At 45.1% G+C, this 15921-nt stretch carries 16 protein-coding genes; 12 read left to right on the plus strand and 4 right to left on the minus strand.

Annotated features, from left to right (window positions below; genetic code table 11):
- Positions 1 to 108 precede the first annotated feature (108 nt).
- On the minus strand, positions 109 to 498 hold the full coding sequence (locus K401_RS0120035) for a DUF6483 family protein (RefSeq protein ID WP_024294630.1): 390 nt from the start codon (positions 496 to 498) through the stop codon (positions 109 to 111).
- A gap of 217 nt (positions 499 to 715) precedes the next feature.
- On the opposite strand from K401_RS0120035, the gene K401_RS0120040 reads away from it, so the two are divergent.
- The 3 genes from K401_RS0120040 to K401_RS0120050 all read left to right on the plus strand — a co-directional run bounded on the left by K401_RS0120040 (position 716) and on the right by K401_RS0120050 (position 4567).
- Positions 716 to 1840: a CdaR family transcriptional regulator gene (locus K401_RS0120040; RefSeq protein ID WP_024294631.1), complete on the plus strand. Its 1125-nt coding sequence runs from the start codon at positions 716 to 718 to the stop codon at positions 1838 to 1840.
- A 131-nt stretch (positions 1841 to 1971) separates the two neighbouring features.
- Complete coding sequence (locus K401_RS0120045) at positions 1972 to 3363, plus strand: GntP family permease (RefSeq protein WP_024294632.1); 1392 nt, start codon at positions 1972 to 1974, stop codon at positions 3361 to 3363.
- Between the two features lie 46 nt (positions 3364 to 3409).
- A complete protein-coding gene (locus K401_RS0120050) occupies positions 3410 to 4567 on the plus strand; it encodes a glycerate kinase family protein (protein ID WP_024294633.1) in 1158 nt (385 codons plus the stop codon).
- Positions 4568 to 4616: 49 nt separating this feature from the next.
- Here K401_RS0120050 and K401_RS0120055 read toward each other — a convergent pair whose 3' ends face one another.
- Positions 4617 to 6815, minus strand: coding sequence for a methyl-accepting chemotaxis protein (locus tag K401_RS0120055; protein WP_024294634.1), 2199 nt, complete (start codon positions 6813 to 6815; stop codon positions 4617 to 4619).
- A 422-nt stretch (positions 6816 to 7237) separates the two neighbouring features.
- On the minus strand, positions 7238 to 8233 hold the full coding sequence (locus tag K401_RS0120060; RefSeq protein WP_024294635.1) for an SPL family radical SAM protein: 996 nt from the start codon (positions 8231 to 8233) through the stop codon (positions 7238 to 7240).
- A 142-nt stretch (positions 8234 to 8375) separates the two neighbouring features.
- Here K401_RS0120060 and K401_RS0120065 point away from each other — a divergent pair, with 142 nt between their 5' ends.
- Entirely contained in the window at positions 8376 to 9077 is a 702-nt protein-coding gene (locus tag K401_RS0120065; protein WP_024294636.1) for an ATP-binding protein, read from the plus strand.
- 94 nt (positions 9078 to 9171) lie between these two features.
- Here the strand turns inward: K401_RS0120065 and K401_RS0120075 are convergent, their stop codons facing one another.
- The gene (locus K401_RS0120075) at positions 9172 to 9849 is read right to left on the minus strand and encodes a Crp/Fnr family transcriptional regulator (protein WP_024294637.1); all 678 of its coding nucleotides are present in this window, start codon (positions 9847 to 9849) and stop codon (positions 9172 to 9174) included.
- A gap of 112 nt (positions 9850 to 9961) precedes the next feature.
- Here K401_RS0120075 and K401_RS0120080 point away from each other — a divergent pair, with 112 nt between their 5' ends.
- The 8 genes from K401_RS0120080 (at position 9962) to K401_RS0120115 (ending at position 15919) form a co-directional block, all read left to right on the plus strand.
- Positions 9962 to 10297: a cupin domain-containing protein gene (locus K401_RS0120080; protein ID WP_024294638.1), complete on the plus strand. Its 336-nt coding sequence runs from the start codon at positions 9962 to 9964 to the stop codon at positions 10295 to 10297.
- Between the two features lie 44 nt (positions 10298 to 10341).
- Positions 10342 to 11934 carry a hydroxylamine reductase gene (hcp, locus tag K401_RS0120085; protein ID WP_024294639.1) on the plus strand — a complete coding sequence of 531 codons (1593 nt, stop codon included), beginning with the start codon at positions 10342 to 10344 and terminating at the stop codon, positions 11932 to 11934.
- 36 nt (positions 11935 to 11970) lie between these two features.
- Positions 11971 to 12153: a DUF1858 domain-containing protein gene (locus tag K401_RS0120090; protein WP_024294640.1), complete on the plus strand. Its 183-nt coding sequence runs from the start codon at positions 11971 to 11973 to the stop codon at positions 12151 to 12153.
- Positions 12154 to 12172: 19 nt separating this feature from the next.
- Positions 12173 to 12793: a hypothetical protein gene (locus K401_RS0120095; RefSeq protein WP_024294641.1), complete on the plus strand. Its 621-nt coding sequence runs from the start codon at positions 12173 to 12175 to the stop codon at positions 12791 to 12793.
- On the plus strand, positions 12781 to 13329 hold the full coding sequence (locus tag K401_RS0120100) for a hemerythrin domain-containing protein (RefSeq protein ID WP_024294642.1): 549 nt from the start codon (positions 12781 to 12783) through the stop codon (positions 13327 to 13329). Before K401_RS0120095 ends, K401_RS0120100 begins: the two co-directional genes overlap by 13 nt.
- A 79-nt stretch (positions 13330 to 13408) precedes the next feature.
- Positions 13409 to 13816 carry a hemerythrin domain-containing protein gene (locus K401_RS0120105; protein ID WP_024294643.1) on the plus strand — a complete coding sequence of 136 codons (408 nt, stop codon included), beginning with the start codon at positions 13409 to 13411 and terminating at the stop codon, positions 13814 to 13816.
- Between the two features lie 144 nt (positions 13817 to 13960).
- Positions 13961 to 14719: a tRNA threonylcarbamoyladenosine dehydratase gene (locus K401_RS0120110; protein ID WP_024294644.1), complete on the plus strand. Its 759-nt coding sequence runs from the start codon at positions 13961 to 13963 to the stop codon at positions 14717 to 14719.
- Between the two features lie 30 nt (positions 14720 to 14749).
- Positions 14750 to 15919, plus strand: a complete 1170-nt coding sequence (locus tag K401_RS0120115) for a rhodanese-like domain-containing protein (protein WP_437123453.1) — start codon at positions 14750 to 14752, stop codon at positions 15917 to 15919.
- The last annotated feature ends 2 nt before the right edge of the window (positions 15920 to 15921 follow it).

Consider the following 15921-nt stretch of genomic DNA (forward strand, 5'->3'; position numbering starts at 1 on the left):
GGGGCACGCTGTGAGCAGGCAGCAAAGCGGATTGGGAATATCCGATTGTCAAAGGGAAGGTGTCTTCAGATGAAGATGCCTTCCCTTTTTTGATGCAATTATGATTTCTCATTCAGAACCTCTTCCAAGAAGCGCCTCCGCCATGGCATCATAGCCATAAATTGATGATACGTATTTTAATCCATCAACGATTTCAATCTTGGAAAAACCGCATTCTTCAAGAAATTTGGAATTTTTTTGATTTAAGTGCTCATAAAACATGAGTGCCATTTTGTAATGCTCCATATCCTGTGAATCCAGATCATCCAATAATTGATTTTCTGCTTCATTGATCTTCCCATCCTCAATGAGATCCAAAAGTTCACCGTATGCTGATCCTGTTTCCTGATTCCTAAAATTCAATTCATCGTTTTTTCCTAAATCAATGTGAAAAACCAGTTTTAGCAAAGTCATTACCATTTCATGAATCACCCGCATGATATAATCTTCTTCCAGCATAAAAATCTCCTTTTTCAACCATAGTAATAAAAAACCTGAATACATTTTATTAAAAGATAATTTACCATAAATCTTAAAAAAAGTAAAACAGTTATTTAGGGGCTGCAGCCGTCAGGGTAAGAACCGCTGCTATTGAAGCAAAAGTCAAAATATGGTAAGCTGTTTCTTAAAATGCTGAAAAAACATAAGATAAAGTATAAGCTTTGGGAGGCTGCAGATGATAGAAACAGAACTGGCAAAAAAATTCATTGAACAGGTTACACAATATACAGAATACAATATCAACATCATGAATGAGCAGGGGGTCATTATTGCCAGCAGGGATCCGAAACGGGTGGGCTCCTTTCATGAAGTAGCCTATTATATTGTGACCGGAAGCGAAGACATGGTGGTCACCTCTACGGAGGAGGATTATCCCGGTGTAAAGCCTGGGATCAATATGGTCATTAATATTGACGGCAGAAGGGAGGGAGTGGTAGGGATCACCGGTGATCCGGGAGAGATAAAACCCGTTGCCCTGATCACCAAAATGGCCATTGAAGCCATGCTGAAATACGAGAAGCAGCAGGAAGAGCTGAGGCGAAGGAGAAACCGGAAGGAGCATTTTACAAACCTTCTGATCCATGTGGAATATCCGGATCCGGGAGAGCTTCGGAACGTTGCAAAGCAGCTCAATTATTCGGAAAACATCATCAGGATCCCCATCCTGTGCCGGCTTAATGACATCAGGCCGGAGCCGTTTCTTGACATGATCAAAAAGAGTCCAAGGCACGGGACGGAGGATATCAGCATTATCCTGGACAGCAGTCATATCCTTGTATTTAAAACCATGCCGGAGCAGACACGTAAGGTATTTGCAGATTACAAATACATTATTGCGGAATATTTAAGCACAGCTTTAAAATGGCTTCGGGAACAGGAGAAGAATTGTAAATTTTACATCGGTTCCTTTCAGGAGAACTTTACCCAGTATTACAATGCTTACCGGCACTGCAAATGGCTGGAGGAAAATGTGGATACCGATTCTGCGGCCTTTTTTTATGATCATACGGGAAATTATGTCCGTTCCATTGTGCCGGTAAATGAGCTGCAATGGATGTTCAATGTTTATGAAAAAGAGCTGAGCGATGAATTTAAAAAGACATTTATGGAAATTGCCGGGGTTCTCATAAAGACAAATTATAATCTGGTGACAGCGTCAAAGGAACTTTTTGTGCATAAGAACACGCTTTTGTACCGTTATAATAAGGTGAAAGATATTTTTAACATCAATCCCCTGGAGTCTTCGGCAGACCGTTTTTTCATGGAAGCTTTTTATACTTTTTTAAGAAAAGAACATTAGTTTTGTATCGGCGATACAAAAATCAATGGTCATATTGATACTCACGGTTGTAGAAGTATTGAATCAATGGTGTTATGATACACCTATGAAACAGCAGAAACTATTGCAAATGTTAAAAAGGGGGTCATTTTATGACAGGTTTACCATTAATTTTTGTTTTTGTGCTGGCAATCATCCTGATGATCGTTGCCATTTCCAAGTTTAAGATCCACCCGTTCATTGCCATCATGAGTATTTCCCTGCTTCTGGGGCTCATTGCAGGGATACCGCTGGTTGATAAGACATTAGAGGACGGAACTAAGGTAAGCGGCCTTGCAAATGTAATCGGAGCCGGCTTTTCCGGCACATTCTCCAGCATCGGTATCGTTATCATCCTTGGTGCACTGATCGGAACCATATTGGAGAAAACAGGCGCAGCCCTTAAGCTGGCCGATATGGTGATCCGCCTTGTTGGGAAAAACAATCCGGTCCTTGCAATGGAGATGATGGGCTGGGTAGTATCCATCCCGGTATTCTGCGATTCCGGGTTCGTAATTTTAAATCCCATCCGTAAAGCCCTGGTAAACAGGACTGCCGCGTCATCCGTAGCCATGACAGTGGGACTTTCTTCAGGACTCTACATTTCCCACGTGTTTATTCCGCCCACACCAGGTCCCATTGCAGCAGCTTCTACCCTTGGCATTGGGGAAAACCTTCTTCTTGTTATGGGAATGGGCGCCTTATGTTCCATCTTCCCTCTGATTGCCGGATTTTTCTACGCAAAATACATCGGAGGAAAGGTACGGTCTGACGATGAAGCGGATATGGGTGAGGTCGAAAAAACCTATGAGGAGCTTGTAGCCGAATTCGGCAAACTTCCCAGCGGCTTAAACGCCCTTGCTCCAATCATTGTCCCAATCCTTCTTATGGCTCTTTCATCTGTTGCAGCCATGGCGAACATGGGAGGTTTTGGAGCTGATGTCATTAAATTTTTAGGAACTCCTATTATAGCTCTGGCAGTAGGTACCTTATGCGGTATTCTTCAGCTGAAAGGAGCTGGTAAGATGGAGGAATTTTATGAAATTACCAATGATACGCTAAAGACAGTTGGGCCGATCTTGTTTGTAACGGCTGCCGGCGGCGTGCTGGGCAAGGTGATTTCCTCCACTGATATGGTGAATTATATTAAGGATCATGCTTCTGTATTAAGCACCATGGGAATTTTCTTCCCATTCTTTTTGGCAGCGATCTTAAAGAGTGCCCAGGGTTCCTCTACCGTGGCTTTGACCACGACAGCAGGCATAGTGGCTCCTCTGCTTCCAATGCTGGGTTTAGAAAGCCCTGTCAGGGTGACTCTGGCCTGTATGGCTATCGGCGCCGGCGCTATGACAGTCTCCCATGCAAATGATTCGTATTTCTGGGTGGTAACGAATTTTGGAGCCATGACTCCGGAAAAAGGGTATAAAACCCAAACAATGGCAACGTTGATTTTAGGGATTGCAGGAATTCTGGAAATCTTTATCCTGTCTTTGATCCTGCATTAATGAGAAAAGAGAATGAAAATTCACTGGTAAAAGGGGGACTTTGAATATGAAATTACTGTTTGCATCCGACTCGTTTAAGGGGACTCTCTCCAGTGAACAGACCATAGAACTGCTTAAAAAGGCTGCAGCGGAAGTGTTCGGCAAGGTGGAATGCACCGGAATCCCTGTAGCCGACGGGGGAGAAGGAACCACGGATGCGGTGATTGCAGCCATTCAGGGAGAAAAGATCCCGGTCACCGTCTGCGGACCGCTTTTAGAGCCTGTAAACGCTTATTATGGAAAGCTGGATGAGAAACGGGCAGTCCTTGAAATGGCGGCGGCTTCCGGGCTTCCTTTGCTCCCGAGAAATTTAAGGGACCCAAGGAACACCACAACCTATGGGACCGGAGAACTGATAAAAGATGCTTTGGACCGGGGATTTACGGACATTTCCATTGCAATCGGCGGTTCCGCCACCAATGACGGCGGAATGGGCTGCATGAGGGCTTTGGGAGTAAAATTCCTGGATTTAGAAGGAAGAGAACTGGAAGGAACGGGAAAGGACTTAGAGCATGTGGCTCATATCGATATTTCCGGCCTCCATCCCAGGGCTCATCAGGTGAAGCTGACCACCATGTGTGACGTCAATAATCCCTTATGCGGAAAGGACGGGGCCACCTATACCTTTGGAAAGCAGAAGGGAGGTTCTCCCCAGGTTCTCGATGAGCTGGAGAGGGGAATGGAAAATTACCGGAATGTGATCCTGCGGGAATTTGGAATTGATCCGGATCAGATGCCTGGTTCCGGGGCAGCAGGGGGTCTGGGAGCAGCTCTTCTGGTGTTTCTCCATGCAGAGTTAAAATCAGGGATAGAAACGGTCCTTGATCTGATCGATTTTGATTCCCGTTTAGAAGATGTATCCCTGGTTGTGACAGGAGAGGGCCGGACAGACTGGCAGTCCTGTTTTGGAAAGGTGATGCAGGGTATTGGAATGAGATGCAAAAGAAAGAACATTCCGGCTGTTGCTCTGGTAGGAGCAATGGGAGAAGGAGCGGAGAAGATCTGTGACTTTGGGATCTGCTCCATTATGACAACGGTCAACGGGGTCATGGAGCTGGAAAATGCCCTGGAAAATGCAGAAGATTTGTATTATGGCGGGGCCCTTCGGATGTTCCGTTTTATTAAAACAGGAATGGCAATACAGGAAAAGGCTGCGGGAGTTTAAAACCCCGCAGCCTTTTAGCTGTTTTGCAGGAGATGAGACTCCTGGAGCATCAATACTTATGATCAGCTTCTTCCTGAACAGGAGCCTCATATGCAGCCGGCGGCTGGCTGGCGGCGGAAGGCATATCCATCAGCTGAAATTTTCCTACAAGGGCCTTTAAATGAAAGGCCTGGGCGGACAGCTCCTCCGAGGTTGCCGCACTTTCCTCCGATGTTGCGGAGGTGGTCTGTACAACGGCTGATATCTGGTCAATGCCGGTGGTGATCTGGGTCAGGGCATCAGACTGGGCGGCCGAGGCTTCCGCGATTTCTGCAACTCTCACGGAAGAAATATTTGATTTTTCCACCACGAGCCGCAGCGCCTCTGCTGTTTCGCCTGCGATTTTTGTTCCCTTTCCAATGGCTGAGATGGCATTTTCAATGAGAACGGTGGTGTTCTGGGCAGCTTCCGCAGATTTGCCAGCCAGATTGCGGACTTCATCAGCTACGACTGCAAAGCCCTTTCCGGCGGAACCGGCTCTTGCAGCTTCTACTGCCGCATTCAGGGCCAGGATATTGGTCTGGAATGCAATGTCGTCTATGGTTTTTATGATCTTGCTGATTTCCCCGGAGGTGTCTGCGATCTCATTCATTGCCAGAATCATGTCTTTCATCTTCTGGTCACTTGTCAGCATGCCTTCGCACGCTTCCATGGACAAGGTATTTGCTTCCAAAGCATTGGCTGCGTTTTCCTTCACCCTCTCCGTAACTTCAGTAATAGCTGAGGACAGCTCTTCAATGGAAGAGGCCTGCTCGGCTGCTCCCTGACTGAGAGACTGGGAAGCATCGGATACCTGGGAAGCGCCGATGGAAACCTGGCCCGAGGCCTGGTCGATGTCTGAAAGGGTTCCGCTTAAGGTAAGGCGGATATTCCTCATGGCATCCAGGATATACCGGTATGCGCCTGTGTACCGTTCGTCGCTTTTGGTCATTGCTTTAAAGTTGCCTCTGCTCATTTCTCCCAGAACATCACTGATATCCTGAATGATAAAATTTAAGTTTTCTGCCATGTCCATAAAGGTTTTTGACAAAATCCCGATTTCATCTCCGGATTTAACTTCCATCTGGATATCCAGATCACCGGATGCAATGCTGGCAGCAGAGGAAACAACGCCGTCAATAGGACGGAGGGTCTTTTTTAAGAAAGTCATGACAACCACATTAATAAAGATCAGGGCAAGGACTGCAAGAAGGATCATCAATGCGATGATTTCCGTCACATCCTTGGTGAGATCCTTCCTTTCCAGACTGCTGGAAGCCCACCAGGTTTGTGAGCCGCAGGTAATGGGGTAATAATGTCTGGTTTCTATGGTGCCGTCGGATCTTTTTGTATCTATATGGAAATCTGTTTTTTCCTGCTGTAAGGCCTTGATTTTTTCATACTCTGAAGCAGGGATCATCTCTGCCAGATTTTTCCCGATGTTGTCGCTGGATTTGCTGTCAAAGGCGACGGTGTTTCCTTCCGTGTAAATATTAACGTACATGGTAGGATATTTGGCGTCTGAAGTTTTTATCTTGGAAAAGTTTGATACATTAATATCCGCCAGAATCACTCCGATCACCTCATCCCCCTTCATAATAGGGTAGGTAATGGTACTCATCATAACGCCTTCGTAGGTATATGGATCGGTAATATAGGAAGCCTTTGTTTCCCTGGCAACACGGTAATAATCCTGTGAGGAATACTCGCTGTATGCACCAAGAGATACAGCCGTTTTATTTTCGGCAGCCGTCTTGTCCACATAGAGGGAATAATCCTTTACAGCAGGATCGAATTTGCCAGGTTCAAAAAATGCACCGATCCCGTAGATATCGGGATTATTGCCCACGGTAGACCAGGCGGAATTTAAGATATAGTTTTCGATTGCATAATTGATTTCCTTTAGTTGTGCATTGTATAACTTGCTCTTCCGGTCCGTGCTTTTCCAATCGCCCATGGCCTCCCTGTCGTTATATGCACGGTTTAAGTAATCCTGTAAATTCCTGGCAGTTCCGGAAGCATCATTGATTACGGCCTGTACCATAAGGCCGTTCTGTGCGGATATCCCGGAAAATTCCCCGTTAATTGCTTTTGAAACTGCTATGCCCGCCTGTACCGCGGAGATTGCAATCAGCAATGTCAGGCTTGCTGCCAGTATCATTCCCGTAGTAATGGAAGTTTTTGCAGCAAGTTTTAAATTGCTGAACTTCAGCTTTTTCATGTTCTTCATATTGCATTATACTCCCTTTGATTTTATAATCAGTAAAATATGAACCCCCGGCGCAGAAGTTGGAAAATTTTACCAGCGTGCGGGTCAAAAAATATACTGCATGGTATGCAGTAAGGTTTTATGCCGGTAAGAGTGAGAAACCTCCTTTCTTTTTTAAGACTGGTTTGAGTCATTTTTCTGCCCCTGTATAACGTTTATATCTTCGACATGAATTGACAAAAAATAATAGGATACTCTTATTATTTTTTAAAGAATTGCAGCAATTATGAAAATCAGGCAAGAGAAAAATCCTGCCAAAGAAGCGGCCGGCACCAGTCCCTGGGTCTCCCTATGCCGGATCTAAGCTTCCCGGTATTCCCGGCAGGATATACCCGGAACGTGAAACAAGTTATGAAAGCATGGAGGGATTGGTGCGGCGTTTCCTATACTACATATAAAATCGTCATTTCTTTCAGCTTTTCTTCGATCTGCTGCCTTAAAAACAGTTCTCCGTCTTTTCTTATATCATCCCTGTAACAGTATTTTCCTTTTCCCCGTCCGGTCATTAGCTCTTTGTTGTAAAGGAGGTCGGCCTGAGGGAATGCCTCCGTATTGATGGCGTTTTGAACGAAGCTGTAGGTCATGAAGATGATTTCAATGAGAGCCTGTTTTTTCACCTTTTGGGAAAGCCTGTCTGAAAGGGTGGTGATCAGCTGGGAATAAAGGTCTTTCCAGTCTTCGGTGATGATGATGGGAGCGATTAAAAGTCCCACCCGGTATCCGGCATCACACATACTGTTTAAGGCAGTAATTCTGGCATTTAAGTTGGAAGTGCCCGGTTCAAAACGGGTGATGATGGACTGGGGGTTGACACTCATCCGCATGATGACCCGGCCGCCGTGATTGATTCCCAGAAGAGGCTCAACTTGATTGAATTTCGTGGGAAATGTGAGAAATCCATATTTGCTCCTGCTGAAATTCTCAATGGTCCATGCCAGGTTCCCGGTTATGGTATTTTCAAGAACAAGATCACTGTTGCTTCCGATCTCGTAGGTATAATCCTTTTCAAAACGGGCTCCGTGATCCATGATTTTTTTCAGCATCTTTTCCCGGTTTACAAACAGCCTTAAATAGGCGCATTTATTATAGTTGCATACCAGATAGCAGTAGTGGCACATGGCGGTGCACCCGGATGAGGTATAAGGAACGAGAAAATCCGATACCTTGTGATTGGGGACATAGTTGTGTGTTTTGCGGATGCCGATAATGAGATGCCGCTTCATGGCGGAAAAATCTTTGTTGGGGCGGGTGCGCAGTTCGTCTATTTTGTTGTGGCTTTCAATGGGAATCCATGGAAGATCGCTGTATTTTTCTTTTAAATAGCGGCCCAGCTCATATTCAAGGGATTCAGGTTCGTAATAAATTTTATCTGGAAACATGGAATACCTCCTATGAAGGGTAGTATATGTGAAAAACCATGAGGTAAACATTTTTAAAAAATTTTGTTGTAATTACAACAGACAGAATCCCACGGTCATAGTATGATGGCTCCAGAAAGCAAATTGGAGGAGGGTATTAAAAATGATTCGTAGAATTATTCAGATAGATAAAGAAACTTGTAATGGATGCGGTCTTTGTGCAGCAGCATGCCATGAGGGGGCAATCGGAATGGTCAATGGAAAAGCAGAGCTTCTCAGAGACGACTACTGCGATGGATTAGGGGATTGTCTTCCCACATGTCCGACTGGAGCCATCACATTCGTAGAGCGTGAGGCTGACGCTTATGATGAAGAGGCAGTGGAACAGAATAAGAAGAAGGCCAGAGCAAAAGGACACGTTGCCCTTGGCGGCTGTCCGGGAAGCCGGGTCATGGAAATTGAACGTATGGCCGAAACAAAAAAGACAGCTGAAGCGCCTGTTAAGTCCCAGTTAAGACAGTGGCCGGTACAGATCAAGCTGGTTCCTGTGAAGGCACCTTATTTTGACCAGGCAGATTTACTCATCGCAGCGGACTGCAGCGCCTATGCTTACGGAGATTTCCATGGGAAATTCCTGCAGGGAAAGATCGTTCTAGTAGGATGTCCAAAGCTGGATCAGGTAGACTACAGTGAAAAGCTGACGGAAATCATTAAGAGCAACGCCATACAAAGCATTACGGTAGTCCGGATGGAGGTACCGTGCTGCGGCGGATTGGAACATGCGGCTTTAAGAGCCCTTGAGGACAGCGGAAAAGAAATTCCATGTGAGGTTGTTACTATCTCTGTGGATGGGAACATTTTATGAATAAAACAACGGAATCCGGCAGATGATCATGCCGGATTCCGCTGTTTTATTATGGAAAATCACATCCTGTAATTCGGAAAACATTTATAAATGATTATCCTTGGTGGAAGTTTTCTTTTAATGTGAACCGGTTCTTTTTATAAGTTAAGATGCCTTCCTCCTGTAATTTGCTCAGCTCATTGGACAGGGCGCTGCGGTCAATGGACAGGTAATCCGCCAGCTGCTGCCTGTTAAAGGGGATATCAAAGGTGGAGGAATTGCTTTTTAAGGATTCGGCGGAAAGGTAGGAGAGGAGCTTTTCCCGGATGGTCTTTTTGGACATGTGCTGCATTTTTTTTGTGAGAACCATGTTCCTTCTTGCAATGGAGGATAAAAAGTTTTGTATCAGCCGTGTGTGGAAGGTACAGGAAGAGGTGCACACGTGCAGGATCTTGTTAAAGTCCAGAAACAGCACATCACATTCGGAATCTGAGATGACGCTCATTTCAATGGGGAGAGTGGGGATGCAGGCATAGGTTTCCGCAAATATGGTGCCGGGCAGAACCTCGGAAATAATGGTCCGTTTCCCCCAGAAATCTTCCTGTATAATGAGTGCGGTCCCAGAGAGCATCATTCCAACAGAACGGATATAGTCTCCGCTTCTTATGATGAACTCTTCTTTTTTATAATGCTTGAGCCGTGCCGACAGACATTTTAACATGGCGTTTATTTCCTCTGAGCTGACTCCGGAAAACAGGTTGGATTTTTTTAATACGGGCAGAAATTCCTCCATTTCCTCTCTCCTTTTAATTTATTTTTGTTTTGTTGTAATTACAACAGAAATGATGTAATTATTATATTATAATCTGCTTATAAAAGCAAGAGAAAAACAAGGAGGAAGTCAAATGTCAGAAAAACTCATTAAAAATATAAATCATGAAGAGATCGTAGTATTGGCTGATCTGGTTCACGCAGAAGAAGGCCAGATCGTCAGCAAAACCCTTGCACAGAATGAAGCTCTCAGCATTACGCTGTTTGCCTTTGATAAAGGGGAGGAGATCAGCACCCACGAATCCAACGGAGATGCCATGGTGACTGTTTTGGAAGGGACCGGAAAATTCACGGTAGATGGAAAGGAATATCTCTTAAATGCAGGAGAGACCCTTATCATGCCGGCTAAAAAGCCTCATGCAGTTTATGGGGAAGAACGGTTTAAGATGGCACTTGTGGTGGTATTTTAACCCGGCAAAAAGAAAACGGAAGAATAGAAAGGTTGAATAACAACATGGACAGTAAGATGTTTTGCTTTCAGTGTGAACAGACAGCAGGATGCAGCGGCTGCACGGGCAGCGCAGGAGTATGCGGCAAGTCGGCAAGTACCGCAAATTTACAGGATGAACTGACAGGCGCTCTTATTGGTCTTGCAAAGGCCTGCGGTCATAATCCCCGTTTGGAGACTACCACAAGAATCCTTGTGGAAGGGCTGTTTACCACCATTACAAACGTAAATTTTAATGATGAAGTTTTAATAAAGATGATCGAAAGGGTACGGGAAGAAAGGGAAAAGATCGTGCCGGACTGCAGCAAATGCACCTCTGTCTGCGGAAACACTTCAGAGTATGATATGAAGGAAATCTGGGATACAGACGAAGATATCCGTTCCTTAAAGTCCCTGATTTTATTCGGACTGCGGGGCGTTGCGGCTTATGCTTATCATGCCATGGTTCTGGGATACGAGGATGAGGCTGTCAATGAATTCTTTTATAAGGCCCTGTCCATTATCAGCTATGACCTGTCCATGGAGCAGCTGCTTCCGGTGGCCCTTGAAGTGGGAGAGATCAATTTAAAGTGCATGGAACTGCTGGATAAGGCAAACACCACAGCTTTTGGAACGCCGAAGCCAACCACCGTACCCCTTACCATTGAAAAAGGCCCCTTTATTGTCATTACAGGACATGATTTATATGATTTAAAGCAGCTCCTTGAGCAGACAAAGGAGAAAGGGATTAATATCTACACTCACGGAGAGATGCTCCCAGCCCATGGATATCCGGAATTAAAGAAGTACTCTCATTTAAAGGGGAATTTCGGAACCGCCTGGCAGAATCAGCAAAAAGAGTTTGATGAACTTCCTGCCCCAATCCTCTTTACCACAAACTGTCTGATGCCTGTAAAGAAAAGCTATGCAGACCGGGTATTTACAACAGAAGTGGTTTCCTATCCGGAGATGGTCCACATTGGAGAGGACAAAGACTTTGCCCCTGTCATTGAAAAGGCCCTGGAGCTTGGCGGATACGGGGAAGATCACGAAATGACGGGAATCAACGGCGGCAAGGAAGTCATGACAGGATTTTCCCATGGGACCGTACTGGGAGTTGCGGATCAGGTCATTGACGCAGTGAAGCAGGGAGCCATCAGCCACTTTTTCTTAGTGGGCGGCTGTGACGGCGCCAGGACAGGAAGAAATTATTATACCGAATTTGTAAAGCAGACACCAAAGGATTCCATTATCCTTACCCTGGCCTGCGGAAAATTCCGTTTTAATGATCTTGACCTTGGAACCATCGAAGGGCTTCCAAGAATCATGGATATGGGCCAGTGCAACGATGCATTCAGCGCTATTAAGGTGGCGGTGGCATTGGCAGAAGCCTTTGAATGCGGTGTCAATGAGCTTCCCTTGTCCATGGTATTGTCCTGGTATGAGCAGAAGGCTGTTTGTATTCTTCTTACCTTGCTGCATCTTGGAATCAAGAATATTTACCTGGGACCATCCTTACCTGCGTTCTTATCACCGAATGTATTAACATTCCTTGTTGAAAACTATGGAATATCATCCATCAGCACACCGGAAGAGGATTTAAAGAAAATTCTTGGATAATATAAATAATGAATCATAAATCAGGAGGAAAATTATATGATAACGAAAGAAATGTATATTGGCGAAATTTTAAGAAGCAACCCAGAAGCAGCGGAGATTTTAATGGGCTGCGGCATGCACTGTCTGGGCTGTCCTTCATCCCAGATGGAATCCCTGGAGGATGCGTGTATGGTTCACGGGCTTGATGCAGACGCAGTTCTGGACAAGCTGAATCAATAAAGAAGGAAAGAGGTACAGGATGAGCGCTTTTTTAGGACCAATCCACACATGGTTATACAATAAAATAAAATTCCAGGATGCAATGGTTGATGGGATCCTGGATCTGGCGGAAGAAAAGGGATACGGTAAAGAGCTTAGAAGCAAGACCGGAAGCAGATATGGTGTCCTTGAAAAGGGAAACTTAGAAGATATGATTGACACGGGCAATATCCATGGCTGGCTGCAGGAAAAGGTGAGCCTGGTGGAAAACCGGATGGCTTATGCGGTCACTGAGCTTTTAAATGAGGATCAGGAGAGACTGTCTGAATTGGTTTTTGCTGTCCGGGAATTTGGAAAGAGAAATTCTGCGGATAGAAATATGACAGTACGGAAAGCCTATGATTATCTGGAAAGCACTCTGTTAAACGGAATGCCCTGCGACAGGGTAAATGAGCTGGTTCAGGAAACAGAAGACAAGCTGGTATGGAAACAGACACAGGATATCCATGGCGCTTATTGGGCGATGATCCATGGAGACGTAGCACATTATTATGCCTTAAGAGAAGCTCTGATAGAAGGGATGTTTGAAGAAACCGGGATAGAATTCCACCAGATCGAGGATCAGGTATACGAATTGAGGAGACGCTTATGTATGGAATAGACATTTTAATGAAAGAGCATGAAAATATTCTGGCTTTTACCGGATTTTTAAGAAGCATCAGCGCCGACATCCTGGAAGGGAAGCCGGTGGATGCGCCTCTGCTGCGGGAATGCCTTGATTTTGCAAGGAATTACGCAGACAAGCATCATCACGGAAAGGAAGAAAAGATCCTGTTCCGGATCATGATGGAGAACATGGGACCTGTTGCGGAAAAGCTTATAAGAAACGGCATGCTTGTGGAACATGACTTGGGAAGACTGTACCTTTCTGAACTGGAAGCGGCCATTGATGAATACGAGAGAAATCCGGGAACAGAGCCGAAGTTGGATATTATCTCCAATGCGGTGGGCTACGGCGCATTATTAAAGCGCCATATTGAAAAAGAAGATGAGGCCGCTTATGCGTTTGCAGTACGTGCGCTGGCGCAGGATAAGTTAAAAGCTGTGGATGATGAGACGGAATCATTTGAAATTCAAGCAAAGGATCAGGGCGTACAGGACAAGTACGAATCCTGGATCCGCGAAAAAACAAGGTAACAAGGACGGGACGGCCTGAAGGGGAAACAGGCCGTCCCGGCTGCTGTTTGGACGATACAAAAGAAAGGCGTGTACAGGAATGGAATTGAAAAATTATATGGAGCAGCATGACCGGATCCGGGAAGAATTAGAGATCTTGAAAACGCTGTGCAAAAACAGGGACTTAGAACAAACGGCATCGGAAATCGCCTTACATATAAGCAGTCTTGCCGGAAAACTGAAAATACATTTATCCTCAGAGGATCAGTATCTTTACCCGGCCTTATTAAGATCCGCTGATTCAAAGCTGGTGAACCAGGCGGAAGAATATCAAAGGGAAATGGGGAATCTGCTTGCCCTGTTTACAGAATTTAAGGATAAATATAATACGAAAATTAAAATCCTTTCAGAAAGGGATAGTTTTTTCGGGGAAGTTGAAAAAATCATGAGAAGCATTGTAGCAAGAATGGAAAAAGAAGAAAGCGGTTTGTACCGGCTGGTAAAGTAAGGAAGAAAAGTCCCTGATCCTGGGGCTTTTCTTCTTTTAAGAGTAAAAATTAATTGCCCAAATAAACATTTCGAAGTATAATAATTTGAAGTGTATTTTATTCCTACTGAATAGATAGAAAAATAAAGAAAGAGGTAGAATCGATTGTTAAACCAGTTTTCAAGAACCCAGCTCTTATTGGGTGAAGATGCCATGGAAAAAATAATGGGTGCAAAGGTTGCTGTTTTTGGTATCGGCGGCGTCGGCGGATATGTGGTAGAGGCTTTGGTGAGAAGCGGGGTCCGTTCCTTTGTCCTTGTTGATGATGACAAAGTTTGCCTTACTAATTTAAACAGGCAGCTCATTGCCACCAGAAAAACGGTAGGCAAATATAAAGTGGAAGTAATGAAGGACAGGATATTGGAGATCAATCCCGACGCACAGGTGGAAATCCATCAATGTTTCTATTTGCCGGAAAATGCGGATGATTTTGATTTTAAGGAGTATGATTATGTGGTGGATGCGGTGGATACCGTAACCGCAAAGCTGGAGCTGATCATGCGCGCAAAAGAAGCAGGGGTGCCGGTCATCAGCTGCATGGGCGCAGGCAATAAACTGGATCCTACGAAGTTTTTAGTGGCTGACATTTATAAGACCACCATGTGTCCCCTTGCAAAGGTAATGCGGAGAGAGTTAAAGAAGAGGGGCGTAAAAAAGCTTAAGGTGGTTTACTCCACGGAAAAGCCCACGAGACCTTTGGAAGACATGTCCATCAGCTGCAGGACAAACTGTATCTGCCCGCCCGGAGCCAAGCATAAGTGTACGGAACGAAGAGATATTCCGGGAAGCGTTGCTTTTGTGCCTTCAGTGGCAGGGCTTATCATAGCCGGAGAAGTGATCAAGGACCTGGCACGGAAGGATTAGACGGAAATGAATGGAGTAAGAGGTGATCATATGTTTGATGGCGGTATGTCTCAGGAACAGGATCTGTCATTGGAACAAATGAAGCAAATGAGCCCGGAGGAGTATGTACTTATAGATGTGAGGGATCAGACGTCATACAACCATGGTTTTATACCGGGAGCCATAAATATTGAAAAAGAGGCATTATTAAACGGGGACAGCCCTCTTCCCAGGGATAAGAAGATCATCCTGTACTGCTTAAAAGGGATTATCAGTGAAGATGCGGCAAGAGACTTAAGGGAAAAGGGTTATGAAGCGTATAATCTCCGGGGCGGTTATGGGGAATGGCTGCTTCGTGCCATGGAAAAAGAGGATAAGTCAGACGACCGCCTTGAAAACATAGAAAAGAGCATCAGGAAAAAATTCCACAAGGAGCTGTTCAGCAGGTTTGCAAAGGCCATCAATGAGTATGAGCTGGTAAAGGAAAACGACAGGATTGCTGTCTGTATTTCAGGGGGCAAGGATTCCATGCTCATGGCTAAACTGTTTCAGGAGCTAAGACGTCACAACAAATTTCCTTTTGAGCTGGTTTTTCTTGTCATGGACCCGGGTTATAATGAAACCAACCGGCAGGTGATCGAAAACAATGCAAGGCTTCTGAATATTCCCATCACCGTATTTGAGACCCAGATCTTTGACGCGGTTTATGATGTGGAAAAGTCCCCATGCTACTTATGCGCCAGGATGAGGCGGGGATATTTGTACAATAAGGCAAAGGAGCTGGGGTGCAATAAGATCGCCCTGGGACATCATTATGACGACGTCATTGAGACCATTTTAATGGGGATGATGTACGGAGCGCAGATCCAGACCATGATGCCCAAGCTGCACAGCACCAACTTTGAAGGCATGGAGCTGATCCGCCCCATGTATCTTATACGGGAAGATGATATTAAAGGCTGGAGGGACTACAACGGCCTGCACTTTATCCAGTGTGCCTGCCGGTTTACCGATACCTGTACTACCTGCAGAACAGACGGCAGCACAGGCTCAAAGCGGGTGGAGATCAAGAACCTGATCAGACAGTTAAAGGAGATCAACCCATATATTGAAAGCAATATTTTTAAGAGCGTGGAAAATGTAAATTTAAATACCATAATCGCCTATAAGGAAAACGGAAAGGTACACCACTTCCTTGACGGTTATGATATGGACACATAATA

It is taken from the genome of Lacrimispora indolis DSM 755, assembly GCF_000526995.1.
Lineage (GTDB): Bacteria > Bacillota > Clostridia > Lachnospirales > Lachnospiraceae > Lacrimispora > Lacrimispora indolis.

What these genes read in the sequence shown, in the direction of transcription:
- K401_RS0120090 (WP_024294640.1), top strand. Translation starts at nt 11,971, where the DNA reads ATGATAACGAAAGAAATGTATATTGGCGAAATTTTAAGAAGCAACCCA.
- K401_RS0120035 (WP_024294630.1), bottom strand. Translation starts at nt 498, where the DNA reads ATGCTGGAAGAAGATTATATCATGCGGGTGATTCATGAAATGGTAATG.
- K401_RS0120075 (WP_024294637.1), bottom strand. Translation starts at nt 9,849, where the DNA reads ATGGAGGAATTTCTGCCCGTATTAAAAAAATCCAACCTGTTTTCCGGA.
- K401_RS0120115 (WP_437123453.1), top strand. Translation starts at nt 14,750, where the DNA reads ATGTTTGATGGCGGTATGTCTCAGGAACAGGATCTGTCATTGGAACAA.
- K401_RS0120050 (WP_024294633.1), top strand. Translation starts at nt 3,410, where the DNA reads ATGAAATTACTGTTTGCATCCGACTCGTTTAAGGGGACTCTCTCCAGT.
- K401_RS0120040 (WP_024294631.1), top strand. Translation starts at nt 716, where the DNA reads ATGATAGAAACAGAACTGGCAAAAAAATTCATTGAACAGGTTACACAA.
- K401_RS0120055 (WP_024294634.1), bottom strand. Translation starts at nt 6,815, where the DNA reads ATGAAGAACATGAAAAAGCTGAAGTTCAGCAATTTAAAACTTGCTGCA.
- K401_RS0120080 (WP_024294638.1), top strand. Translation starts at nt 9,962, where the DNA reads ATGTCAGAAAAACTCATTAAAAATATAAATCATGAAGAGATCGTAGTA.
- K401_RS0120105 (WP_024294643.1), top strand. Translation starts at nt 13,409, where the DNA reads ATGGAATTGAAAAATTATATGGAGCAGCATGACCGGATCCGGGAAGAA.
- K401_RS0120045 (WP_024294632.1), top strand. Translation starts at nt 1,972, where the DNA reads ATGACAGGTTTACCATTAATTTTTGTTTTTGTGCTGGCAATCATCCTG.
- K401_RS0120095 (WP_024294641.1), top strand. Translation starts at nt 12,173, where the DNA reads ATGAGCGCTTTTTTAGGACCAATCCACACATGGTTATACAATAAAATA.
- K401_RS0120065 (WP_024294636.1), top strand. Translation starts at nt 8,376, where the DNA reads ATGATTCGTAGAATTATTCAGATAGATAAAGAAACTTGTAATGGATGC.
- K401_RS0120060 (WP_024294635.1), bottom strand. Translation starts at nt 8,233, where the DNA reads ATGTTTCCAGATAAAATTTATTACGAACCTGAATCCCTTGAATATGAG.
- K401_RS0120100 (WP_024294642.1), top strand. Translation starts at nt 12,781, where the DNA reads ATGTATGGAATAGACATTTTAATGAAAGAGCATGAAAATATTCTGGCT.
- hcp (WP_024294639.1), top strand. Translation starts at nt 10,342, where the DNA reads ATGGACAGTAAGATGTTTTGCTTTCAGTGTGAACAGACAGCAGGATGC.